Below are 22,861 nucleotides of genomic sequence, written 5' to 3' on the forward strand. Positions count from 1 at the left end.
TGTTGACCCCGACACGACCGTCATAACCGGAAGCGATTTTTCCAGCAGCATCAAACTGTTAAAGAGCAATTGCGCTAAGGCAAAACCACTCTACTAAAAATTTTCACTAGACGCACTTTTTAAATTAACAAGGGTGAGGTTATGACGCACCGTGCTGGATTGGTCTTTTTCCTTTAGCTGCTGCTTTGGCTTTTAGGGTGGCGGGTGGGCAGTGTGGGCCTTGACCGCAGGTGAAGACCCACACAGGATAAAGAGATAGGCGGCTTGCCGCCGCCTATGCGTAGCAGGCTGGTGCGAGGGCACCTGGCGCCGGCCTGCGGAGCTATTCCCCCTGGGGGGATTAAAGGGGGGAAGGTAAAAAAAACCGGCAGCGCCTATTTTCGGTAAGGCGCATTACCGGACATGCGCGACCTTGCCGCTATTTGGCTTGCGAGCCATTTTCTGTAATGCCCCTTACCGGACATAGGGGTTGCGGCCGCCTTATTCCATACCACCGGATTCGAACGAACGGTTTGTTTTCTCAGAATGGCATGGCGTAGCCTGGCGCGGCGGTTGCCGGCTGCGGGCCGCTGTGAACACCCGCAGGCATTGCAAGCGCCGGGACAGGCGGGTAAGTGCTCCTCTTCTCTGGATACTCAGCACGACGTGAGGGTTTTCTCTTGCCTCGGGCAATCCGATCCATTTCCTTCACACTCGCCAGTAATTCATCAAATAACTTTTTATCCATAGGATCACCTTCTTAACTCTCTAGAGCAACTTCCGGTAATCGCAACCCAGAATGTCGGCCAACTTCTTGGCGTTGGCTTTACCCAGCGGCCGTTTGTTGTGTTCCATCTCAGACAGGTGATGCTGACGAATGCCGGTCTTGTCGGCCAGCTCGGCCTGGGTCAACTCTGCTCGTTGGCGATACAGGCGCAGATAGTAACCGGACGTTCGGTAATCGTCGCCGTGGCGCTGTTTCGCTTCGTTGTGGATGGTCCTGGCCGGCACACGGTCTTCGGCCAGATATTGGTCTAGCGTGGAACGGATCATTTTCTTCAGGCGTGCGCTATTCACGCTCTCGTTAGGCGTTAAGACGACATCTCCCAGGTCGTGATGGATTTTTAAGGCTTGGCTCATCGGTAGGCCTCCCGTCGGTGTCCGACATAAAATACTTCAATTTCCATGGCCTGATTTTCGGTGACCCGATAACGCATCCGGTACCGATAGTTCAGGCGCAGACGGTATTCATCCTCATCCGTCTTCAGGGTATTCCATCCCTGCGGGTTAATGCCCTGTTCTTCCAGATCGCTGACGGCCAGATCAGCCAAGTCCTGTATGGACTGCGGCAATTTGGCCAGTTGCTTGTGGGCTTTACGGGTGAGGTAGACCGTCCATTTCATAGGCATTAAGGATATACCATTAATTGGTATATTGCACCCTCTCCTTGTTTTATATTTCATCGGTAGCTTTGGTGGCACCCGGTTTATTCCGCGCCGGGTGCGTTGCCGTGTGGATCTCCTTGAGTTTGAGAATCGACACCTGGGTATAGATCTGGGTGGTATCGAGTTTGCTGTGGCCGAGGATCTCCTGGATGTATCTAATATCGGCCCCGTTCTCCAGCATATGGGTCGCCATCGCATGGCGGAACAGATGACAGCTCCCGGTTTTATTGATATCCGCCTGTTCGATATAGGCTTTGGCACGCCGTGATAAGGCATCCAGCGAGAGTTTTTGTCCGTACTGGTTGAGGAACAATGTCCAGTCGTCTTCGCCGGCAATCAGATCCGGGCGCACATCGTCGGTATATTTACGGGTCCAGTCCAGCGCTCTGTCGCCGATCGGAACAACGCGGTCGCGTTGGCCTTTGCCCTGGCTAATAAAGACAATGCCCCGACTCTGGTCAATGCTCTGTAGGGTCAGGTTAATTAACTCCATTCTTCGCATCCCGGTACTGTAGAGGATTTCCAGAATGGCCCGATCTCTCAGGCCATAGGGTTCGGAAGTATCCGGCTGGCTAAGCACTTGCTCTACTTCATGGGGCGTGAGTATCTCCTTGGGCAAGCGTCGCTGTTTTTTGGGGAGTTGTAGCTCACTGGCCGGGTTGTAGAGGATATGGCGCTCTCGGGTCAGCCATTTAAAAAAGCTTTTGATCGCGGTGAGCCGGACGCTTTGGGTATAGGTGGATAAGGGGTCGCCGGTGGTCTGCCGATAATAGACCAGGTAGCGCTGGTATCGGGTGAGGATGGGATAGGTAATTTGCTTGGGTTGGGATAATCCCCGGTCCAGGCACCATTGGGTAAACAGACGCAGGTTAGCGGTCCAGGTTTTAATCGTGGGTTCGGTATAGCCCTGGGCGCGGCAGTGGGCATAGAAGCGGCGCAGGTGGCTGGCGAAGCTCTCCGGATCGCTCAGATCGCCGATCACCTCCGGCAGTTTCTCGCCTTTTCTGGCCATGATTTATAGGCCGGTGGGTTGGGCGGCTAAAGGGAGGGCATTACGACTACGGTACGGCCCGGAAGCATTTTTTCCATTGGAAGTACTTTCCGAGATATCCGTCCTACTTTCCTTCAATGCCTTACCGTTATTGCCTTTCAGCGGTTTTACCTGCCCTGACTTGGGGCTAACCTGGGCCTGACTTAGCCCTACCTTTTGCATTTTTTGCCCTGACTTTTTCACGTCATAGGCGAGTTTTTCCGTATCAATGAGTCCCATTAACTGCGATGCATTGCTGCCATCGCCATCAAACAGCAATTCATACACCAGATGCTGACCACGTCCACCCCGATGTACCAACAGGTATTCCAGGTCAGTTAATCGAGTACAGTGGATTTTGAGCTGACCATCACTCCAGCCCGTAAACTCTCGCACATCACGGCGGCTAAAACGGTAATCGGTTTGTGAGAGACCTTGCACCTGGCATTGCTCCGTCACCATCGCCTGGATCAGCTTTAACAGCTTGCGGGTCTGCGGCGGTAATTCATCCAGCGTTCTTCCCAGTACTTCATGGGCCAGTCGATTGGCGGTATCGATATCGCTTAACTGCACTTCGATATACTCGATCACCTGCCCGTTGTGCTCGACATTTTTTACTTCCCGCTGGTACTGGTGCAGCAGGGCAATGCTGTCGATCAGGGTGAGATACTTTTCATGGTCGCGCCGGGTGCGGGTTTTATCGTCCAGGAAGGTCAGTTGATCCGCATAGGGGTTAATTACGGCTAAGGGTTTCAGGAGTTGCTGGGCGTTGCGATGCAGTTGGGCGAGCTGCGTCTTTTCCAGTTGGCCTTGTAATCCTTCCAGTGTTCTTCGTCTGCGCTGGGCCTCGTGGATCGCCCTCGTCTGCTCTCTCGATTCATTCACCGTTAACACCAGACAGCGGTTTAATAGCTCTTCATCGATATCAATTGCGGTGGTGGTCAGGAACAGCATCACCGGGCCTTCCACTTTGTATTCCTTGGTCACCAGATCACCGCTGTCCTCATCCTTGCCGGTACTGGCAATGGTAATCACCCCTTCCGATTGCAGCAGTTTTAGAGCATAGCTGGCCTGTTCCGCGCCCTCTTCTTCCGCTATCGCCAGTATCTTATGCTTGAGATTGGTCTCGCCCATATAGAACAGAGATTGGCCGGTCATGGCAGAGTACTGCACCCGCTCCGCTTCGGGCATCAGATTCAGGATAGCGTCCATCAAGGAGGATTTACCGGCAGCGCTGGTACTCTGGATAATGACGGCTAAAGGGCGATCCAGTTTACGGCTGCTCGCGGCGAGATACCCGACCAGCTTATTGGTTTCTTCCCCCACCACACCACAGCGGCTAAAGTCGGTCAGGATGCGATTCAGTAACTTCGGATCGCGCAACAGGGAGAGGGCTGCCTGTTGTTCGGCCTCACTCATCACCGGTATTTTTTCCGCCGGGGTTTTATCGCCTTCGATCTGTTGTTCTTGTAACTCCTCCAGTTTCAGCAACACCTGGCCCAGGTCGGTTTTAATCACCCGCTCCTCTACACCCAGCTCCATCGCCGCCACCTTGATAAACCCCTGCCGATGCTTGGCACTGTACAGATCGAAGGTATCGACGTGGATCGCTCCTACGCATCCCTGCGTCCGCGACACTTGGGCGTCCTGCCCATCGCAGCCCGATTCATTGCTGACCAGCACATTGACCTTGAGGACTTCATAACTGCGGTTTTTCTCCAGACCGCGGATACGATAGCGGCGGTTTCCGAACTCGATAATGACTTCCTGATCGCTGATTACCGCCTCAAGATCAGATGCCGGGGCGTCCGGTAGGGCTTGCGCGGGTGGTTCCGGTATTGCTTCAGTGGGTATGCGCTCAGGTGCAACACCTTTCCCCATCCATTCAGCAGAGCGTATAACAACCCCCAGGCTTTTCGAAGCCGGTTGCACTTCACAAGCGTAGGCGTTGGCATCCATCCCTTTCGGGAAGTTCAGCCGGTAACAGTCAAAGCCTGCCTGCTGTAGCTGTTTGGCCAGCTTTTCAGCGGCCTGATTGCCGGACTCATCCCGATCATAGGCTATCAGCACCCGCTCGATACCGTACTGCTTAAAGGCGGCTAAATGGTGATCGGTAAAACCGCCAGTGCCGTAACTGGCCGTGACATTCTTGTACCCAGCACACCAGAAGGTCATGGCGTCGATCAGTGCTTCGCATAAGATAACCTCTTTCTGGTTCTCCAACCCTTGCGTATTCCACACCCCGGCATGAGGCCCCGGCAGATACAGATGTTTCGGGGTGCCCTTGCGCAGATCGTCGCGGGTTTTGCGGCCATAGGCTTCGACGACATTGCCCTGCTCATCCAGAATGGGAACGACGACCGAGCCGTTAAAGTGCTCATGCCCGCTTTCCCGGTACAACCCGATTTTGGTGAGCTGACCCCGCAAGGCATCCCCCGCCTTGGTGCGTTTCGGGGGTAACCGATAGCCCAGGGTACGGTTGGCATAGCCCAGCTTAAACCGCTTGATCAGTTCCGGATCGTGCAGACCCCGTTTTTCCAGATAGGCCAGCGCTTCCGGACTTTGCAATAAAGTCTCATGGTAATAGTCCGCCACCTGGTGCAGTAACGCCTGGTCGTCCTGATTTAGAGGTAAAGCGTCCAGTTTTGGTTTAACAGTGTGTTTTGCCGGAACTGGCTGAGCAGCTAAGGAGGGGTTGCTCTGTTGTAAAATTTCCACCGCATGGCGGAAGCTGATATTTTGGGTTTGCATCACCCAATCGATCACGCTACCCGCCGCTTCGCAGCCGAAGCAGTGGAACAGGTTACTTTTAGGACTGATGATCAGGCTCGGGGTGTCCTCTTCATGGAAGGGGCAGCGAATCACATAATCCTTGCCCTGACGGGTAACCTCGTAACCCTCGCCCTCCACCAACCGCAACAGGGAGACCTCCGATTTAATGCGTGCGAGCTGCTCTGCCGGGAGTCGCGCCATGTTTATCTCCTCAATCGGGGTTTGGCTAAAAACCTGTCAATACCCTCACCACACTTTTTTCAGGGTAATTTCCAGTTGCCAGACCGGAACAATAAATATAAGATTATCTTATATTGACTCACAGGACTAACCCATGTCAACACAAGGACACCTAAAAACCGGGGATATACTTCAAGCTGTTAATCACTGGCTTGGAGAACAACCTGTGGCACAGCACGATAAATTAGCTGCTGAGATTGGTGCGCGGCTGGCGCAACTGCGCAAAGAGAAAGGCATTACCCAGGCAGAGCTGGCCGAGGCGCTGGGAATTTCCCAACCGATGGCGTCAGACTATGAGCGAGGCAAATTACGTTTGCATGGCGAGCTGATTGTACAAATCAGTGAGGTACTCGGCGTCTCTGCCGATGAGATACTGGGCATTAAAGCCACCGCTAAAGGGGATGGCCCTAAGAACCGGCGATTAAGCAGACGGCTACAAGCGATTGATTCATTACCCAAGCGCGACCAGGATGCTCTGTTCCGTACTATTGATGCGTTTATTTCCAGAGCATAAGGGGAACAGTAAAGAGGATATTGATTCCATAAGCGCTGACCCAGGGTGCAGTCACACCCCAGGCCAGCTAATCACACTAACCTACATGGAGGTTACTATGACTAACGGCAATACTAAACCAACTCACCCCTCACCGACTATCCCCGAGCCCTTTTTAGTGCATCCGGACAAGCCCCGCGATACCCTGGCCAATACGCTGCAGGTCGTCTGTCTGGTGGATTTTATTGCCCACGGCCGACTGGATAACATGAGCCAGGACGCCCAGTGGGGATTGCAGCGCATGCTGCAGCAGATCAACCAGGCGCTATGGTATGAGATTGAGCGGAATCTGGCCACGGTAGAGGAGTATAATACGCGGCCGGCTTTAACGGGCACGGGGCAAGACCTGACCCCGTGCTTGTTCGGTTCCCGCGTGCAGTGACATGATAAAGCGCACCGCAAAACTCCAGCCTAAGCGGTCTAGCCATCGACAACTCTCCTTGTCATCATATGCTTGAATACTTGTTCAGATTAGCCCGCTATTGGAAGTCGTGCAAGGCACGGGGCAAGACCTGACCCTGACCCCTCAAAGGAACTGTGTCCTATCCTGAGGTGTTTCGTAAATATCTTCCCTTCGGTTCCCGCGTGCAGTGACATGATAAAGCGCACCGCAAAACTCCAGCCTAAGCGGTCTAGCCATCGACAACTCTCCTTGTCATCATATGCTTGAATACTTGTTCAGATTAGCCCGCTATTGGAAGTCGTGCAAGGCACGGGGCAAGACCTGACCCCGCCTCGCCGCCTTAGGGCGATCATCGACATCCATATATGACCCCAAACAACGCTAAAATTCCTGGTCAATCATCTACTTGTGAAACCATTGTTAAACCAACAGCGATAGACGCTACCAATATTAATCCTACAACCATAGGCACACGTTCCTGTACTCCGTCTCCCCTTAGCCATACAGGTATACAGACAAGCACTGCGCCAACAGAGGTAAAAAAAAATCCCGTTAGAAACACCTTAAACCGAGATATTTTTTTAGACTTAACATGCTCAGATATACTTCCCGCTAAAAAAGCCATTAATATTTCAAAAAAATCAATCATGACTCGTTAATACCCAAAGGCCGCACCTGCAGCTTGATTTACTGATATAGACTGCCCAATTCCACCAGCTCTAATGCTGCCACTTACGATTAACCTCTGGTATGTAGGCGCTCCCACAAGCCCTGTAGACGCAAAGCTAGTTGCCCGAGCACCTGCAAGGCTATTTAAAGCACCGACCGTCCCGGATATTGCTAATCCAGTTGCAGTAATCCCCTCTCCCGAATATAGTCTCGGCGCAGAATGGAGAGTCATACCGATAAGGCTACCACCCAAAGCTGTTCCTCCAGCAGCAGCTGCCCCTCCAATGACAATAGGTAACGTGATTACGGCAGCTATAGCATTTTCTAATTGCTGGTGAGCAATATTTGCAGCACCCCACAAAGCATCCTGCTTGGAAGGTCCATAGCCCGTATCCACATTCAAATACGGCACGTCAAATACATTGGTTGGCCCCACAGCTGACCAGTCTATATTAAGCTCTCCCGCCGCTAATGTTGACACCGGTGCCACCTTATTAAAAGTCTCTCCTTCATATGGAGCAGATAAATCTAATGCTACCAGCTCCACTTCCCCGGTTGTTAAATCTGCACCCATTTTAGGTGATCCGGGTGTTACCGAAAACTCAGGTAAGTTTAACTGAGGAGCTTTATGGGCATTGGCATATGATATAGCCCCCTCATTTGCAAGCGACGCAAATGCCCCAGTCGCAGCCCCATTGGCAAACTTGCCACCCGTCAGTTCCGAAACCGTTCCCCCAACAACCGCACTAGCAATGACACGACCAGCCACTTTAGAGCCAATTGCACCACCAATTTTACCTCCTATCGGCCCTCCAACGGCGGCACCAAGCCCTGCTGAAATAAACCCATGACCAAACTTGCCGCCCTGCAACACACTGGTGATACCTCCGATAACCCCCATTTTCGCACCATAGAGCGCGAATTGACCGAGGGTCGCCTCTACTCCAGGGAAGAAATGACCACCAGCAAAGGTTAAAGCAGCCGCTGATATACCGGCAATAAATGCTTGTCCAAAATCCGCTCCCTGTACCAATGCTTGAGTAAACGTTGCTAGGCCTACCACAATCGCTGTAATAACAAGATCTGTGGTTATGGCGTATGCAGCGATCCCAGCGATAAGCGGAATAATAAACCCACTCGGATCCGTCGCATTAAGGGGGTTGTTGCGCACATAGCTATACCGATTCAACATCTGCAAATCAGATGGCGCCTGCACAAACGGATCCGCCTGCACAAACCTGGCAATATGCGGATCATAAATCCGTCCATTCATATGAATGCGAAGAATCTATGGTTGCAGAATTACTTTCTGCTTAATTCCTCCTTTCAGGTGATTATTTGGCAGCTAAACTTTGGTTGATTTGTTCTTGAGCCACAAGAATTCGATCAATGATAACATCGAATTTATCCGGAGGACTGTAAAACATCCCGCCTTTAACTGCAGCTTGATGGTCTTTTGTAATGCTAGATAAGCGCTCAGCGTCAGGTACTAGTCGAATATCTCCCCTCAGCACGGACTCATAATCAACACCAACCTCTGACCAACGCTGCTTTTTCATTTCGACAACATCGGCCATGGCTTCTAGACTACTCAGAGGATCCACAATTGCATGCCGCAACAAGCAATCAACATCGTACCAGTGTCTAGCCAGCCGATATGCCACGGGTTCTCGGGTCATCGTTGAAAACTGGTGCAGGGCTGTCAGTTTTTCCCATAAGATATATGCTGGATCAAAAGCTTGAACAGTGGCCCGTGGACAAATCAGCTCGCCAAACTCCGACACATCCGCAATATAGCAGCCAATCGAGTGCTGGACCGTTGGTTTACCTCGGTTGCGCCCACCAAACTCCAAAAGCACATGATCCAACTGATAATCATTGATGCCCGACGTTACTCTTGGAAAGTGAACATCAACCTTTTCACCATTGGAATCAGGATCAAGCTCGGCAAACAAGCCTTCAATACTGTAGTCGACCAAGCGCTGGTTGAGGCGATCAACAAAATCTACTGACCATTGCCCCAGCAGCACTTCTTGCCTCTTACGAAATTTTTTTCTCTGCTGCCGACTCTGAATTGATTTATCCCAAGCAACTTGCTCGTCACCTTCTCTTGCTAGGTCTGCCCAATGAATTGACAGGTCTAGGTGAGTCGGCCAGCGGAACTTCCCCGCCAGCCGCTCTCCGAACCGTACGTGACAGTCTCCCGTCATACGGCTCTCCTTGCTCCATCAGCCGGTAAGTAACCGAGAATATTCCAATGTGCGAACAGCTTGGTCTTCCGGCGGGCCATCTTGCCCAAGGCATGTATTGCCCGCCGCGGTTTGCGTCTGAACGTCTTGTACTTATTCGCCACCCATTTTCCCAGATGCCGGTTAATATGCTCAGCCAGGGAAAATAAGGCAGATTTGTAGTACTTGCTGTAATACTGAATCCACCCCTGTGCGATTGGATTAAACATCCTCGATAGGTCTTCTATGCTTTTCTCGCAACACCATTTCAATCTCCACGCCCTGACCGTTCTTTTCATCGCAGTCAGCGCATCCCGGCTGACTGCCGGGAGGAAATTGCAGAACAGCTTTCCGTATCGGTTCCTTGCCCCCCTCGGTCTGAACTCAAACCCGAGGAATTTGAAACTGATATTTGGATAGCGCCCCTTGCGATCCGCATCCTTGCAATAGACGATCTTCGTCTTGATCGGATGAAGTTCTAAGCGGCATTCTGCCATTCTTGCTTCGAGATGTTGCCTCAACGCCTTGGCCTGAGCCTCACTCTTGAGATGAATAACAATATCATCAGCGTACCGCTCGAACAGTACGCGCGGATAAGTCCTTGTCATCCATTGATCAAATGCATAGTGCAGGTAAAGATTTGCCAACAGGGGACTGACAACCCCCCCTTGCGGCGTACCCTTGCTCCGCTCCTCCAAACGTCCATCTTCATGCTGAACTGGAGCGGTTAACCATCTTTGTATGTATAACCGTACCCAAGGGTTTTGGGTGTGCTTATGCACTGCCTTCATCAGCAGGTCGTGATCGATGTTATCGAAGAACCCCTTGATATCGACGTCCAGAACGAAGTCATTGCGCCAGCATCGCTGCCGTGCCCTGCCTACTGCCTGGTGTGCCGATTTGTTAGGGCGATAGCCATACGAGTCTTCGTGGAAATAAGGTTCTATTTCCGGCTCGAAGGCCATTTTCACAACCGTTTGCGCGATTCGATCCGATACCGTCGGCACTCCTAATGGCCGTACACCTCCATCCGCCTTGGGTATTTCCACCCGTTTTGTCAACAACAGTCTAAAAGTGATCCACAGCAACAATCTAAAAGTGATCCACTACTCCTTGGGTTTATCCATTAATCCGGCTTGTTTCTTTTCTTTGATCCGATAACTTTCTCCTTTGATTTGTATGATATGCGAGTGGTGTAAAACCCGGTCTAACATGGCAGAAGTGAGTGCAGTATCGTTAGCAAACACCTGTCCCCACTGACCGAATGGCAAGTTGCTGGTTAGAATAACTGAGCCCTTTTCATATCGTTTAGCAATCACGTCAAACAGTAATTTGGCCTCATGTGCGCTGAAGGGCAGATACCCTATTTCATCAATGATAAGAAGTCTGGGGGCGACGACTGAGCGCTGCATCACTTGTTTATAGTTGTCCTGCCGCTGCGCTGTGGCCAGTTGCAGGATTAAATCGGACGCACTGATAAAGCGGGTCTTGATACCAGCCTGAACGGCTTTGTAGCCCAGTGCTACAGCAATATGGGTTTTTCCTACCCCGGATGGCCCAAGCATCACGACGTTTTCTTGCCGCTCAATGAAGGACAGCGAGGCTAATTCCGTTACCTGCTTTTTCGGTACGCCAGTGGCGAAGGCGTAATCAAACGCCTCCAGCGTTTTTAACGCCGGGAAGCCGGCCATTCGGGTAAACATATGCTGCTTTCGCTGATGGCGTGCGCGCTTTTCACACTGGAGAACCTGCTCGAGGAAGGTCAGATAATCCCACTCTTCTTTCGCCGCTTGCTGAGCTAAATCACAGGCATTGGCGTCAATGCCTGGCAGTTGTAGTGCTGATGTGAGCTCGCCAATGCGCGATAATTGCAGATTCATAGGGCCTCCATCAGTTGGTCATAGATGCTCAAATCATGATGCAGTGGCTGCTGGCTTAACACGCCTAACGAAGGCAATGAACTCTTGCCAAGCAATGAAGGTGCCACGGGCAATATTTGAGGCGGCAATGCCTGCAAGACCTTCCGTTCCTCCACCAGTCGCTCAGCAGGCTTTTGTTTGGTGGTGTCATGGATGCGTTGATGGGCCACTGTTTCAAGCCAAAGTGCTACGTACTCATTGGCAGTGTCTATGTCCAATGTCTGGCCAAACGCCATCAGTTTGGTATTCAGGGGTCGGAAGAAGTTATCCCGCACATAGCGCACCATTCGCTCAACCTTGCCCTTGGTCTGAGGTCGATAGGTGTGACACAGTTTTGGGATAAAACCCATGCTTTTGGCAAACTGGTAAAACGCCTGATTGAGCTTATGCTCGCCTTCACCATAAGCGTCACGTTCAACCACCACGGTTTTCATATTGTCGTACCAGACTTCACGTGGAATGCCCTGGAAGTAATCAAAGGTCAGGCGATGGCATTGCTCCAGCGTGCCGTAGCGCATGTTATCGGTGAATACCACCATCATTGCCCGGCTATAGCCAAGGACAGCGATGAAAGCATGGATGGGGTGTTTGCCACCACGCATTTGCCCCCAGTCCACCTGCATTTGTTTGCCGACTTCGGTTTCAAACCGCACAACCGGCTCCGGGGTGGGTTTGCCGCGGTATTGATACAAGTACTGGCGCATTAACGACAAGCTACCTGTATAACCAAGTTCTTTCAGTTCGCGGAATAATACCTCACCAGAGAGATGTACCGGCTTGGCCTGTGCAATACGTGAGTGTAAAAATGACTTAAAAGGATCAAGTAACGAACCGCGTTTTGCACGAGTTGAATAGACAGGGGTATCTATTTTGGCACGAAGATAACGCTTAACCGTGTTACGCGATATGCCCAACTGCTTGGCAATAGCGCGTTGTGAAAGGCCTTGTTGATGCAAAATCTGAATTTTCATAAGTTCTTCTTTTGTGATCAAAGTGCCTCCGAAAAGGCACCATAGTGAAAACAAGTGGATCAGATTTCAATTGTTGGAGTGGGTCAGTTTTGCATTGTTGGTAACACGTTTGACGGCTGGCGGGAAATACGTCCCCGATGCCATGCGATTCCAGAGTTTATACAGATTGCGTGGCGCATTCCGATTGAACTCCTCGATCGTCTGGTCATCGATGCCAGCGGCTCCTCCCTTAGCGCAAACTCGTTTATACGCATCCCAGACCATTCGCTTGGTTATCTCAAACGGCCTTGTTGTTATAACTGAGCTCATCCTATTCCTAGTTGGCAAAATTTAACAACGAAACAATTGAACCCCTTCGCTCCAGGCTCATTACAAGCCATTCACCACTACTACGGGTTCTTCCGCCCCTGAACTTCCCATCGATATTTCGCCTCGTGGGGGCTCCACTTGTGCTTTTCTCTTTGCATGGAAGTCCAGGTTCCCACGTTCCATGGATGAGCCTGTATTCGGGTCACGCCACCTTTACACCGGACACCGCTTGAGCCGTCATTTATAGGTCACGCTCAAACTTTTCCAGGGCGAAGACAGTTCCCTGTTCTGATGTCATCTCTTTCTTTCGATGCTTCAACGGTGATTCGCTTACGCTCGTCTCCTCGAACACGTACTTAACATGGTCATGCCATGCCTTTTCCATAACGCTCACGACCATGACTCTTTATCACAGCCGCTTATGGTAGTTTGCAACCCAGCCTATCCCTTGGTTGCGAGGGGCCTTCCCTCATCTCATCCACAGTTACACACTTCGGTTGTGATTCTTTAGCTCATCACTTCCTCCATGCTTCGTGGCACACTATCTTCAGAAAATCGATCAATGGCTTTCCAACATTTACTAAGTGCCGTTCCACCCTTAAAGGCAATCGCAAATTCCCCCATCAGTTTCTCATCGTACAACAGGCGCAGGATTTCAGTGACCCATAGGTCTTTTTCGAGAAAATTAGCGGGAAGGCCTTGTGGATGCTTTTGCGCACCAAGCGTCAAAAGCTGCCTCAGTTCTTCGTGCTTACCGGGATCTTGATAGAAACCCAGGATATGCATTAAGCAACTTGCTCCACCTGGTGAAGCTTATTTTGCCAAGCGCTCATCTGTGGCAATGCGCATAACTTTCTGACAGCTTCCTTCGTTTCAGGCGGGGAAAGCGACAATCTCTGGAAAGCTTTTCTGAGCCCGGAGACCTCAACTGATTCCGGTGGCGTTACCAGCAACCCCCTCAACAGTTCTCCCTCAGGGGATTTTTCCCACCGAAGCTTCTGTTTCGTAATATGGCGGATTTCGACGACGTCATTACCCACCTTAAACTGTCGAGAAGGGCCATTACTCCATAAAATGGTTTTCATGGGCGCCTGCGTCTGCAAGCCTAGCCGATACGCTGACTCCTGCCCCTGAATAACTAACTTATATCCATTCTCTTTAGCCCAAGCTCTGGCGACTTGCTCAGCGCTGGCAGTTGTCTTGATTGACGGCATGCTAGGTAGGGGTTTCGGGCGCACGTAAAACCCTTTGGATACGCGCTCAACAACGCCTTCCTGAGCTAGGCGACTGAGTGACTTTTGCACAGATGCACGACTACCCAAAGAATAAAACCCTGTAATCGAAAAGGGAATGCCGCGTTGCATGCGATTTACCCTGTTGGAGATTTTCTTTGAAGCAGACATTTAGGACGTATTCCTGACTTATTACCATTTATGTGATTACATTATATCCCAACTATATCAATACTTACAAAGCATTTTATGTCAGTAAATAATACTTTCACATACCATCATAGGTTAAAGCCAAAGCAATGCGACACATCCATTTGTGGTCGTTGACCATCCATGGTCAACTTATCTGGATCAATACCACAAAACCAGCGAAGCCCGCTTATTAACAGTTCATCGGTAACACCAACGACTCATGCTTTATTGCGCTCCTCATCTTTACCATTCAACCATCGCGTATACCTTAGCATCCATTACCGTTCGTTGTCCGGCACCACAGAGAATATATGCGGTATTGCGCGTCTGAAAAATACAGCTTCTGTGCAGCGCTACGAACGGTGAGGTCCTTAGGTTGGGAAAGCCTCGTTCAATTTCATCATCAACCACTGTCCGGGCATAAATCACTGAAGGTTGCACCCCTTGCTCCATGAATAGCTCTTGAACCTTGCGAGGCACGCTAATATCGATCCAAATCCAATCCTCAACCACGCAATAAGGCAAGGGCGCTAATTCAGTCTTTACATATTGGATCATGTCATTGACCGCATTCTCCCCGCAGCCATAATCGCAAGGGGTTCCGTCATCATCAAAAATGGAGGCCAATTGCTCAAATACCTCTTGAATATTCATTGTTCAAACCCCGTCGTCGGATTTTGCGCTGCCGGGTGTGTTTTGTTATACACTTCTCGCAGCTTATTGATGGTGACATGGGTATACACCTGAGTTGTTGAGATATCCGCATGGCCGAGCATTTCCTGAACATGGCGAATATCGGCACCGTTTTCATGCATTAGCGTCGCGGTGGAATGCCGGAATAAATTACAGGCTCCCGGTTTACTAATACCTGCACGGCGGACGTATTTGGAAACAATACGGGTTAACTGATGCTCACGAAACTGCCGTCCATGATCATCGATAAACAAGGCAGTACCAGAGTACAGCTGTTGTAGCCGAGGCCGAACATGCAGGAGATATAGCCTAATCCACACACAGGCGGATTGCGCGACTGGCACCCGTCGATCTTTCTCTCCTTTGCCTGCGTTGACTGTCAAAATACCAGCTTTTAAATTAACATCATTAATCGCTAAGTTAGCCAATTCCATACGTCGAATGCCCGTAGCATAGTACACAGCCAGAATTGCCCGATCCCTTAGCCCCTTATAATTGTGCAACAACGATTGGTTCAGCGCCGATTCAATCTCTGACAAATCAAGGTAACCCCTGGGCAATTGCCGTGGCACCTTTGGCAGCTCCATCAGGGCTAACCCATTTTCCTTAATGACGCCCCGCCGATGCAGCCGATGAAACATGACTTTTACTGCCGTCAGGCGATTGCGTATCGTAGCCTTAAACAACGGTTTATGGTTGTAGGGTTGGCGATAACGAAACAAATACGCTTGATAGGCTTCAATCTCTTCGAGACCAATATCCTGGAGGCGTCTTAAGTCCTCAGACAATGCCCATCGGGCAAACGCCTTCAACGCACTACATTTACCTTCAACGGTTCTGGGTGACAACCCTTTTACCAGACAGTCCTCCAGATAAAAGTCCACACAGGCGGAAAGTGCTCTTGGTTTATATTGATTTAATCGCATCGAAAATTCTCCTGCATACGTTCATAGGTCTGCACCAGCGTTTTGGCGCCCAAAATAACGGATGACAACATCGCGGCTCCATAGGCGACAAGGCACTCGTTGACGCTCATACCAGGCGGTAGTGTTGCGCGACAACAGGCAATATCGCTGGCCGATAGTACCTGGGCAACTAAGCAGGCCGCGATGTTGGCTTCAGGCGTATTATCAAACGCAATACAAACTTCACTGACATCCGTCGTTTCCATTGCCAATAGATGCTCGACACCAAAGTTACGAGTACCCAACGTCGAGACGACATTGTTAAAACCAGCACAACGTAGCGTTAGCAAATCCAGAGGAGTCTGACAGAGAATGATCTTTCGATTATCCGTCAACGCCGACGAATTAAAGAAACCAGCGGGCGTAACCGACCAATACAGCTGATAAGGCGTTCCTGATCTTAACCGCGGCGTAATCCGTTGACCGAAAGCCTCCGTGATATCGCCGTTGGCCTTTTTATTGGGGAATACCAACGCCCCACGAAAAAACTCACCGCCGCTGCCAACCAGCAAACCCAAGCGCTGCAGGTTACCGCGTATCGATGCCCCCTCCGTAGATTGCCCCGAGGGCAATTGCTTACCCAAGGTTCGATCAACAAAGCCCACACCCATTTCTTTAAGTAAACAGAGATCGTTAATTCCATGTTGCTCAAGATATTCAAACGCTCTAGAACGAGCACCCAATGCATCTTGGTAATAGTCAAACATCTGGTTTACCAGCGTTTGACTGGTAGGACTATCAATCGCTGGATCAGGAAAGTTCATACGGCCCAACCAGCGAGGATCATAGGTGGCCGCGGCATGATGGTAATTGGCTGTTGGAAATACAGGTATCATTTAACCTTCCTCCCTGGCAGGGGATTGTAGTTTACGCATGGAGTCTCCATGTAACTCGATTCGATGCGCTCTGTGCACCAGGCGATCCAGGATAGCGTCCGCCAGCGTAGGATCCCCAAGGTAATCGTGCCATTGGCTGACTGGTAATTGGGAAGTAATCAGTAGCGACCCAGCGCCGTTGCGATCTTCCACCAGTTCCATCAAATCTTGCCGGTTACGCGCTGTTAGCGGAGTAATTGCCCAATCATCAAGAACGATTAACCTGAATCGGGCCAACTGAGCCCTAAGCTTGGGCAACGTGCCATCCCCTCTGGCCGCTTCAAGTTCCTCCAACAGCCGAACTAGGCGCCGATACACAACTGAAAGCCCCTTGCGCAGAGCTTGCTGGGCCAGCGCACAGGCAATCCAGGTTTTACCCACACCCGTTGGCCCTGTCAGTAAGACATGCTGGGATTTTTCAACCCAATGGCTCGTAGAGAGCGATGCGACGATCGGCCGTTCCAATCCGCGGTTGGCCGTATAGTTTACGTCCTCAATACAAGCGGAAGCTTGCTTGAGTTTTGCCGCACGTAGCAACCGATCCAGACGGCGCTGATCGCGGTCGTGAAGCTCTGCATCAACCAATAATCCAAGACGCTCCTCAAAGCCCAACCCCTGATGCGTGCTAGAATCCAGCTGCATCTCCAGCGCCGATGCCATTGCCTTCAGTTTTAACTGATGTAACTGCTCTATAGTCTGCTCAATCAACATGTTAGTGCGCTCCTGTTTGGTAGTAGTCAGGGCCGCGTACATTCGCATGCAACGGCAGTTGAGTTTGAATAGGCAGTTCATGTTCATTCCGCTTTTCATCCAACCGTCGCTGTAGAATGGAACGAATACTTTTGACCGTCAGTGAATTAATAGCTTCCGCCCTAATACAAGCCGCTTCGAGACGTTCTTCACCATAAATGCGCGCCAGCTTTTTAAGCTGAGAACAGGCTTTTTGCGCCACTAAGGAATACTCCGGCTTACTGGCAAATTGGGCCGTAACTGCTTTAATCACTGTAGGTCCAAGCATTTCGGCCCACCGCAAAAAATTCTCCTTGGTCTGCTCTGCGTAAGCCTGATGTTTTGCAGGACGGTGACTGGGGTCAGTGGTACACCCGCCTTGCTCAAAATTGCGAACATGACTGGCGACACGCTGGTTTTGATAGATAATTTCGACGGTTTTCCCGGTCACGCGTGCTTCAACCTTCTCCGTAACCAAGCGAAAAGGCACTGAATAGGCATGGCCTTTTAAATACACATGGTAGTCCGGCCCCACTTTTTGCGGCGCAATCCACTCAGCGTGTTCGAACGGCTTTGCGGGCAGCGGTTTCAGCATGGACTGATCAAGGGCCTCAAACCGCGATTGCCGATTGCCCGGCAACCGCTTGAAAGGCCGCTGATTCAATTTCGGCAAAAGCTCGGTGATGGCATCATTGATTTCGTTAATACTAAAAAATTTACGCCGCCTTAAAGGCACAGTTATCCATCTGGAAACTAAAAGGACGCCCAGTTCTGCCTTCGATTTATCTTGTGGTTTCCTCACTCGTGCTGGCGAAATCACGCAGTCATAATGCCGGGATAATTCCAGGTAAGTTCGATTGATGACAGGTATTGCACCTGGCGAAATTACCGCAGATTTAAGATTATCCGGCACCACCACCTGCGGCACGCCACCAAAAAAGGCGTACATTTGATTATGCGCCTCGATCCAGCACCCAATCTTTTGGCTGCGGCACGCCCAAGCAAAGGTGTAGTTCGAACATCCCAGGACACCAACAAATATTTGAGCCCAATACACCTTCCCGGTTTCTATATCCGTCCATGGAATCAATGTGCCGGCGTAATCAACAAAGACACACTCGCCTGCCAAGTGAGTCTGTCGCATGGTCAGATCCAACCTAGAAACGTAACGTTGATAATGAAAGCAGAACTGGGAATAAGCGTAGGCATCCTTTGAGTTCTCACTACGATATTTCTCCCAGAGTTCTATTAAAGTTTGATGCTTCTTTTTCATCTCGTTGTGGATAAGAACCCAATCTGGAAGGCGTTTAATAGCTCGCGGCAGCCTTTTAACACCAAAGGTTTCTACTAACTCTTTATCCGATAGTTTCGTAATATCCGACCAACTGAGCCCTCCCTCATTCATAATGTGTTGATATTTGCTGACGGTGTTGTGTGATAGGAGGACCAGCCGTCCTATCGCTCGCCGGGATAAATTCGTAGAGCCCAACAACCTTACGGCTTCCCGTAGTTTTAAAATATCCATAAACCAAGTACCTTTGTTTGTGGCAACAACGGCCTCTACCCATCTGGGATGGGCCGTTTTTGGCTTTAAAATAAGAGGCAAGAGATACCCTGGCGCAACTATTCTTGTTGCACAACGCTTGACAGGGCGAGTTAAAGTAAAGATACTTGGAAGTGTCGTGCAGTAATCGACCATTCCAAAAGGGTCTTGAAGTGTCAGCTTCAGGGCCTTTTTACTTTTCCGGCCTCAGTAAATGTTTCTTCTAACACTGAGCTTTCTAGGTCATAAGCCACCCCCCTTATCGTTATTAAAGATTACAATTCGCCATCCATACCTTGATGGTCTTTCTGATTGGCGATATTAACAATACCTATTAACAGCATCACTGATGATACCGCAACAGCTCATCCCCGATCAGAAAAAGAGGTAAAGACAAAACGTTTTGTCTTTTTCCTCTAAATAATTATCCGAATTTTAATGGCATAGATTTGCACGCAACTCAACGCAGCGCACGAAACTAAAAAACTACCAAAACCAGGCATAACTCACAAAGTAACGTTAAGACGATAAAAAATGCGTTAACATTACCCCCCATGCAAAAACGATCAATGCCTAAAGAACTCGCTAAGAACTTATTCGGAATTGGAAACGGAAGAATTTCGCGTGCAAATCCAGCCTATTTGCTGAGAACACAACTGTGGATCAAAACGCTTTTACGAGAAACCGGGTTAACAGAGGAAGAATTTTGGCGCACCTACGTTCAACCAGCTAACTATCCGAGAAAAACTAACCGCCAAACCAGGAGCTCAGAAGCAGCGGAATACACGGACAATACGGGGATCGTGAGACGGTGGATGACCAATATTCAAGTCAGTAAAGTCACCGCGCTAGCCGTTTCAGACGAACTCTCTGAAACAGTACCTGATGCAGATGCCTTGTTTATACTACCCATTTTTGAGCTATTAAATGAGGTGCCGCTCAGCATTAAAGAAGTAGAGGCGCTATCTGCGCCATTCCTCTCTTCTGAGCACAAACAAAAGCGATGCTGGAAATTTCCTTCCTTAACGGTCAACCAGGAATGGGACGTGATACCAGATCACGATACACATGCGTTATTAAGAAGAGGCGACCTTTACGGTTTGATGGGACTACTTGCCAATGCCAGGTGGTGTGAAGCCGCTAAAGCATCAAAAGAACATGTGCAGGCAATCGCTGATCTTTACAGAATTTTGCCATTAATCGCTCGCACAAAGTGGTTCAAGGAGGGTTGGTCAGAGTTACTGCCTTTTGTAGCTGCCTGTCACGCCAACAAACATACCTTGTCACATAGAATCATTGCCTGTGACGTTTCAAAACTTACGAAGGCCGTAGGCGACCCTGGGTATTTAGAGAAGCTCAATGAAGAATCTGATCCTATCGTTTATGCAACATTTCCGGAAGATAGGAACCTGCTCAGAGCTGAAAAGATGATGTTTGATTTTAATCGCCATAAATGATGATCAGCCTGTAGATCTTTGGTCACTGAGAATCAGCGGACTGGTCAGCAAATACCGGAATGAATGGTCATGCCATACCGGATACAACGGTCACTTTAAGCAGTGCCCGCATTTGGAGGCGCAACGCAATAATTTGTATTTGATCGCGTCCGTTGATGGCCTGGTTGTTGCCCGTGATGCTGACCCAGGCACCACCGTGGTGGCAGGTCAATCGGTGGTAGAGCTGATCGACCCTAACACTTTGTGGATCAATGTACGTTTTGATCAGATTCATGCGCAAGGTCTCGCCACTAATCTTTCTGCCCGCATTGTATTGCGATCTCGCACTGGTGCGTCGCAAGCAGGGCATATTCTGCGGGTAGAGCCATTAGCGGATGCGGTGACCGAGGAAATATTGGCCAAAGTAACATTCGACCAACTGCCAGATCCGCTGCCTCCGGTGGGAGAACTGGCAGAGGTGACGATTGAATTACCAGCGCTGTCATCCGGGCCGGTTGTCCCCAATGCCGCTATCCAGCGCAGAAATGGCAAGTTAGGCGTGTGGCTGGTTACAGAGAGCAAGTTACGCTTTACACCAGTCATCATCGGCACATCTGATTTGATTGGGCAGGTGCAGATACGCGAAGGTCTTAACGCTGACAATCAGGTCGTGGCATATAGCGAAAAAGCGTTAAATACTCGCAGTCGTATTCATGTGGTTGAGCGGTTTGCGGGGAGCGCAGCGCCATGATTAGTCTGGCCGGACGCGACATTCTGCATGCCTGGGGAAAATTTGTTTTCACCGGGATTGGTTTAGGGCTTTTGATCGGCGTGACACTGACGATGGCGGGAGTCTATCGCGGCATGGTGGATGACGCCAAGGTACTGCTTGACAACAGTGGCGCTGACCTCTGGGTAGTGCAGAGGGATACCCTGGGGCCCTATGCTGAATCGTCGAGTATTTACGATGATGTGTGGCGAAGTATTCGTGGTATGCCCGGGGTGGCAAGCGCCGCTAACGTTACCTACCTGACCATGCAGGTGCGCCAGGGCGAGCGTGATGTTCGGGCCATGGTGACAGGCATCACTGCGGGGGAGCCCGGAACGCCTGGCTGGCCTCCACACCTGGTCGCCGGTCGACAGATAACGCGAGGTCACTATGAAGCAGTAGCTGATATTGCTACCGGCTTTAAGCTCGGAGACCGTCTCCAGATACGCCGCAACCAGTATAAGGTGGTTGGCCTCACTCGACGGATGGTCTCTTCCAATGGTGACCCCATGGTGTTTATTCCCCTGAAGGATGCACAGGAAGCGCAGTTCCTCAAAGATAATGACGCCATCAGACAACAACGTCGTCGTACTGCTGAAAACCCTGCCTTTAACCGTCCCGGAGTGCCTGGAATACTGGACGCTGTCATCACCTCGCAAAGCAGCAATCCTTATGTCAATGCGGTTTTGGTGCAGGTCAAAACGGGATATGAGCCTGAACAAGTAGCTCAAGCCATCGACCAATGGAAGCGCTTGACGGTATACACCCGTCGCCAGATGGAAAATATTCTGGTCGGCAAATTAATTGCCACCTCGTCAAAGCAGATAGGCATGTTCCTGGTGATTCTCGCCATCGTCAGCGCCGCCATCGTCGCATTCATCATCTACTCTCTGACGCTCGGCAAAATTCGTGAGATTGCGGTGTTGAAATTGATTGGCACCAGAAACCGAACTATCGCCGTCATGATTCTACAGCAGGCGATTGCATTAGGGCTGATCGGATTTGTCGTAGGAAAAATTACCGCTACTTTTGGTGCGCCGCTTTTCCCCAAATATATACTGCTCGAGCCACTCGATTCGGTAAGCGGGTTTATTGCGGTTGTTATGATCTGTGTGCTGTCCAGCTTCGTTGCTATACGTGCTGCCCTGAAAGTCGATCCAGCTGAAGCGATAGGAGGCTGACATGACTGGAAAAGGTATTGATATTCAAGGGGTAAGCAAACGTTACGGTAGCGGGGACACTGCCGTTGATGCTTTGAAGAAGGTTGATATGCAGGTTGCGCCAGGAGAAGTCGTTGGACTGATCGGTCCTTCGGGTTCTGGCAAGAGCACGCTGCTAAAATGTTTGGGTGCAGTGATCGAGCCAAGCGCCGGACGAATGACACTCGGAGAGGATATCATTTATAACGACGGCTGGAAGGTCAAGGACCTACGTGCTTTACGGCGAGACCGGATCGGTTTTGTTTTCCAGGCGCCCTATCTCATCCCTTTTCTTGACGTCACCGACAATGTGGCACTGCCGTCGATGTTAGCCGGGATAGCAAACACCGACGCCCGCAAACGCGCCAACGATTTGTTGCAGGCGCTTGATGTAGCGCACCGCGCCAATGCCATGCCCTCACAGCTCTCCGGCGGAGAACAGCAACGAGTGGCTATCGCCCGTGGTTTGGTCAATCACCCTCCCGTCATCCTGGCCGATGAGCCGACCGCCCCGCTTGATAGCGAACGTGCGCTGGCCGTGATCAAGATATTGAATGATATGGCTGAAAAATTCCAGACCGCCATTATTGTGGTTACCCACGATGAAAAGATTATTCCTACGTTCAAACGGATTTATAACATCCGCGACGGCGTGACCTATGAAGAGGCCGGCGAAGGACGTAGTTTTGAATGAAATTTTATCTAATGAG

The 22,861-nt window shown here is 50.4% G+C and carries 25 protein-coding genes; 6 read left to right on the plus strand and 19 right to left on the minus strand.

What is annotated here, in order from left to right:
* Window positions 1-520: 520 nt before the first annotated feature.
* The 5 genes from H6995_09165 to H6995_09185 form a co-directional block, all read right to left on the minus strand.
* A complete protein-coding gene (locus H6995_09165) occupies window positions 521-727 on the minus strand; it encodes a hypothetical protein (protein ID MCP5215163.1) in 207 nt (68 codons plus the stop codon).
* 20 nt (window positions 728-747) lie between these two features.
* Window positions 748-1,032, minus strand: a complete 285-nt coding sequence (locus tag H6995_09170; protein MCP5215164.1) for a helix-turn-helix transcriptional regulator — start codon at window positions 1,030-1,032, stop codon at window positions 748-750.
* An 83-nt stretch (window positions 1,033-1,115) separates the two neighbouring features.
* Window positions 1,116-1,388 carry a type II toxin-antitoxin system RelE/ParE family toxin gene (locus H6995_09175; GenBank protein ID MCP5215165.1) on the minus strand — a complete coding sequence of 91 codons (273 nt, stop codon included), beginning with the start codon at window positions 1,386-1,388 and terminating at the stop codon, window positions 1,116-1,118.
* Window positions 1,389-1,431: 43 nt separating this feature from the next.
* Complete coding sequence (xerC, locus tag H6995_09180; protein MCP5215166.1) at window positions 1,432-2,436, minus strand: site-specific tyrosine recombinase XerC; 1,005 nt, start codon at window positions 2,434-2,436, stop codon at window positions 1,432-1,434.
* Window positions 2,437-2,439: 3 nt separating this feature from the next.
* On the minus strand, window positions 2,440-5,427 hold the full coding sequence (locus H6995_09185) for a toprim domain-containing protein (GenBank protein ID MCP5215167.1): 2,988 nt from the start codon (window positions 5,425-5,427) through the stop codon (window positions 2,440-2,442).
* A 133-nt stretch (window positions 5,428-5,560) separates the two neighbouring features.
* Here H6995_09185 and H6995_09190 point away from each other — a divergent pair, with 133 nt between their 5' ends.
* A complete protein-coding gene (locus H6995_09190; GenBank protein ID MCP5215168.1) occupies window positions 5,561-5,980 on the plus strand; it encodes a helix-turn-helix transcriptional regulator in 420 nt (139 codons plus the stop codon).
* A complete protein-coding gene (locus H6995_09195; protein ID MCP5215169.1) occupies window positions 5,937-6,401 on the plus strand; it encodes a hypothetical protein in 465 nt (154 codons plus the stop codon). The genes H6995_09190 and H6995_09195 overlap by 44 nt, the downstream gene beginning before the upstream one ends.
* A 415-nt stretch (window positions 6,402-6,816) precedes the next feature.
* On the opposite strand, the gene H6995_09200 is transcribed toward H6995_09195, so the two are convergent.
* From H6995_09200 to H6995_09265, 14 genes are all read right to left on the minus strand, one after another.
* Window positions 6,817-7,071, minus strand: coding sequence for a hypothetical protein (locus H6995_09200; protein ID MCP5215170.1), 255 nt, complete (start codon window positions 7,069-7,071; stop codon window positions 6,817-6,819).
* 6 nt (window positions 7,072-7,077) lie between these two features.
* On the minus strand, window positions 7,078-8,364 hold the full coding sequence (locus H6995_09205; GenBank protein MCP5215171.1) for a hypothetical protein: 1,287 nt from the start codon (window positions 8,362-8,364) through the stop codon (window positions 7,078-7,080).
* Between the two features lie 61 nt (window positions 8,365-8,425).
* Entirely contained in the window at window positions 8,426-9,301 is an 876-nt protein-coding gene (locus H6995_09210) for a nucleotidyl transferase AbiEii/AbiGii toxin family protein (protein MCP5215172.1), read from the minus strand.
* Entirely contained in the window at window positions 9,298-10,422 is a 1,125-nt protein-coding gene (gene ltrA, locus H6995_09215) for a group II intron reverse transcriptase/maturase (protein MCP5215173.1), read from the minus strand. Before ltrA ends, H6995_09210 begins: the two co-directional genes overlap by 4 nt.
* Window positions 10,423-10,425: 3 nt before the next feature.
* Window positions 10,426-11,199: an AAA family ATPase gene (locus tag H6995_09220; GenBank protein ID MCP5215174.1), complete on the minus strand. Its 774-nt coding sequence runs from the start codon at window positions 11,197-11,199 to the stop codon at window positions 10,426-10,428.
* Window positions 11,196-12,209, minus strand: a complete 1,014-nt coding sequence (locus tag H6995_09225; GenBank protein ID MCP5215175.1) for an IS21 family transposase — start codon at window positions 12,207-12,209, stop codon at window positions 11,196-11,198. Before H6995_09225 ends, H6995_09220 begins: the two co-directional genes overlap by 4 nt.
* Before the next feature lie 66 nt (window positions 12,210-12,275).
* A complete protein-coding gene (locus tag H6995_09230; GenBank protein MCP5215176.1) occupies window positions 12,276-12,518 on the minus strand; it encodes a hypothetical protein in 243 nt (80 codons plus the stop codon).
* Between the two features lie 507 nt (window positions 12,519-13,025).
* Window positions 13,026-13,304, minus strand: a complete 279-nt coding sequence (locus H6995_09235; protein ID MCP5215177.1) for a nucleotidyl transferase AbiEii/AbiGii toxin family protein — start codon at window positions 13,302-13,304, stop codon at window positions 13,026-13,028.
* Window positions 13,304-13,921, minus strand: a complete 618-nt coding sequence (locus H6995_09240; GenBank protein ID MCP5215178.1) for a type IV toxin-antitoxin system AbiEi family antitoxin domain-containing protein — start codon at window positions 13,919-13,921, stop codon at window positions 13,304-13,306. The genes H6995_09235 and H6995_09240 overlap by 1 nt, the downstream gene beginning before the upstream one ends.
* Before the next feature lie 264 nt (window positions 13,922-14,185).
* On the minus strand, window positions 14,186-14,596 hold the full coding sequence (locus H6995_09245) for a hypothetical protein (GenBank protein ID MCP5215179.1): 411 nt from the start codon (window positions 14,594-14,596) through the stop codon (window positions 14,186-14,188).
* Window positions 14,593-15,561 carry a tyrosine-type recombinase/integrase gene (locus tag H6995_09250; GenBank protein MCP5215180.1) on the minus strand — a complete coding sequence of 323 codons (969 nt, stop codon included), beginning with the start codon at window positions 15,559-15,561 and terminating at the stop codon, window positions 14,593-14,595. The genes H6995_09245 and H6995_09250 overlap by 4 nt, the downstream gene beginning before the upstream one ends.
* A complete protein-coding gene (locus tag H6995_09255; protein ID MCP5215181.1) occupies window positions 15,552-16,436 on the minus strand; it encodes a toprim domain-containing protein in 885 nt (294 codons plus the stop codon). Before H6995_09255 ends, H6995_09250 begins: the two co-directional genes overlap by 10 nt.
* Window positions 16,437-17,186, minus strand: a complete 750-nt coding sequence (locus H6995_09260) for an ATP-binding protein (GenBank protein MCP5215182.1) — start codon at window positions 17,184-17,186, stop codon at window positions 16,437-16,439. It lies immediately after the preceding gene.
* A gap of 1 nt (window position 17,187) precedes the next feature.
* Window positions 17,188-18,729, minus strand: a complete 1,542-nt coding sequence (locus tag H6995_09265) for an IS21 family transposase (protein MCP5215183.1) — start codon at window positions 18,727-18,729, stop codon at window positions 17,188-17,190.
* A gap of 587 nt (window positions 18,730-19,316) precedes the next feature.
* Here H6995_09265 and H6995_09270 point away from each other — a divergent pair.
* Genes H6995_09270 through H6995_09285 form a run of 4 tightly spaced genes read left to right on the plus strand, consistent with a single transcriptional unit; the run spans window position 19,317 to window position 22,845 of the window.
* The gene (locus H6995_09270) at window positions 19,317-20,204 is read left to right on the plus strand and encodes a hypothetical protein (GenBank protein MCP5215184.1); all 888 of its coding nucleotides are present in this window, start codon (window positions 19,317-19,319) and stop codon (window positions 20,202-20,204) included.
* The gene (locus tag H6995_09275; GenBank protein ID MCP5215185.1) at window positions 20,182-20,934 is read left to right on the plus strand and encodes an HlyD family efflux transporter periplasmic adaptor subunit; all 753 of its coding nucleotides are present in this window, start codon (window positions 20,182-20,184) and stop codon (window positions 20,932-20,934) included. Before H6995_09270 ends, H6995_09275 begins: the two co-directional genes overlap by 23 nt.
* Window positions 20,931-22,133, plus strand: coding sequence for an ABC transporter permease (locus H6995_09280; protein MCP5215186.1), 1,203 nt, complete (start codon window positions 20,931-20,933; stop codon window positions 22,131-22,133). The genes H6995_09275 and H6995_09280 overlap by 4 nt, the downstream gene beginning before the upstream one ends.
* A 1-nt stretch (window position 22,134) precedes the next feature.
* Entirely contained in the window at window positions 22,135-22,845 is a 711-nt protein-coding gene (locus H6995_09285) for an ABC transporter ATP-binding protein (GenBank protein ID MCP5215187.1), read from the plus strand.
* Window positions 22,846-22,861 lie beyond the last annotated feature (16 nt).

The organism is Pseudomonadales bacterium, assembly GCA_024234615.1.
Taxonomy (GTDB): Bacteria; Pseudomonadota; Gammaproteobacteria; order Pseudomonadales; family IMCC2047; genus JAJFKB01.

Excerpts from the sequence above, each read along its gene's own strand:
- H6995_09165 (MCP5215163.1), bottom strand. The coding sequence starts at position 727 with ATGGATAAAAAGTTATTTGATGAATTACTGGCGAGTGTGAAGGAAATG.
- H6995_09170 (MCP5215164.1), bottom strand. The coding sequence starts at position 1,032 with ATGATCCGTTCCACGCTAGACCAATATCTGGCCGAAGACCGTGTGCCG.
- H6995_09175 (MCP5215165.1), bottom strand. The coding sequence starts at position 1,388 with ATGCCTATGAAATGGACGGTCTACCTCACCCGTAAAGCCCACAAGCAA.
- xerC (MCP5215166.1), bottom strand. The coding sequence starts at position 2,436 with ATGGCCAGAAAAGGCGAGAAACTGCCGGAGGTGATCGGCGATCTGAGC.
- H6995_09185 (MCP5215167.1), bottom strand. The coding sequence starts at position 5,427 with ATGGCGCGACTCCCGGCAGAGCAGCTCGCACGCATTAAATCGGAGGTC.
- H6995_09190 (MCP5215168.1), top strand. The coding sequence starts at position 5,561 with ATGTCAACACAAGGACACCTAAAAACCGGGGATATACTTCAAGCTGTT.
- H6995_09195 (MCP5215169.1), top strand. The coding sequence starts at position 5,937 with ATGCTCTGTTCCGTACTATTGATGCGTTTATTTCCAGAGCATAAGGGG.
- H6995_09200 (MCP5215170.1), bottom strand. The coding sequence starts at position 7,071 with ATGATTGATTTTTTTGAAATATTAATGGCTTTTTTAGCGGGAAGTATA.
- H6995_09205 (MCP5215171.1), bottom strand. The coding sequence starts at position 8,364 with ATGAATGGACGGATTTATGATCCGCATATTGCCAGGTTTGTGCAGGCG.
- H6995_09210 (MCP5215172.1), bottom strand. The coding sequence starts at position 9,301 with ATGACGGGAGACTGTCACGTACGGTTCGGAGAGCGGCTGGCGGGGAAG.
- H6995_09220 (MCP5215174.1), bottom strand. The coding sequence starts at position 11,199 with ATGAATCTGCAATTATCGCGCATTGGCGAGCTCACATCAGCACTACAA.
- H6995_09225 (MCP5215175.1), bottom strand. The coding sequence starts at position 12,209 with ATGAAAATTCAGATTTTGCATCAACAAGGCCTTTCACAACGCGCTATT.
- H6995_09230 (MCP5215176.1), bottom strand. The coding sequence starts at position 12,518 with ATGAGCTCAGTTATAACAACAAGGCCGTTTGAGATAACCAAGCGAATG.
- H6995_09235 (MCP5215177.1), bottom strand. The coding sequence starts at position 13,304 with ATGCATATCCTGGGTTTCTATCAAGATCCCGGTAAGCACGAAGAACTG.
- H6995_09240 (MCP5215178.1), bottom strand. The coding sequence starts at position 13,921 with ATGTCTGCTTCAAAGAAAATCTCCAACAGGGTAAATCGCATGCAACGC.
- H6995_09245 (MCP5215179.1), bottom strand. The coding sequence starts at position 14,596 with ATGAATATTCAAGAGGTATTTGAGCAATTGGCCTCCATTTTTGATGAT.
- H6995_09250 (MCP5215180.1), bottom strand. The coding sequence starts at position 15,561 with ATGCGATTAAATCAATATAAACCAAGAGCACTTTCCGCCTGTGTGGAC.
- H6995_09255 (MCP5215181.1), bottom strand. The coding sequence starts at position 16,436 with ATGATACCTGTATTTCCAACAGCCAATTACCATCATGCCGCGGCCACC.
- H6995_09260 (MCP5215182.1), bottom strand. The coding sequence starts at position 17,186 with ATGTTGATTGAGCAGACTATAGAGCAGTTACATCAGTTAAAACTGAAG.
- H6995_09265 (MCP5215183.1), bottom strand. The coding sequence starts at position 18,729 with ATGGATATTTTAAAACTACGGGAAGCCGTAAGGTTGTTGGGCTCTACG.
- H6995_09270 (MCP5215184.1), top strand. The coding sequence starts at position 19,317 with ATGCCTAAAGAACTCGCTAAGAACTTATTCGGAATTGGAAACGGAAGA.
- H6995_09280 (MCP5215186.1), top strand. The coding sequence starts at position 20,931 with ATGATTAGTCTGGCCGGACGCGACATTCTGCATGCCTGGGGAAAATTT.
- H6995_09285 (MCP5215187.1), top strand. The coding sequence starts at position 22,135 with ATGACTGGAAAAGGTATTGATATTCAAGGGGTAAGCAAACGTTACGGT.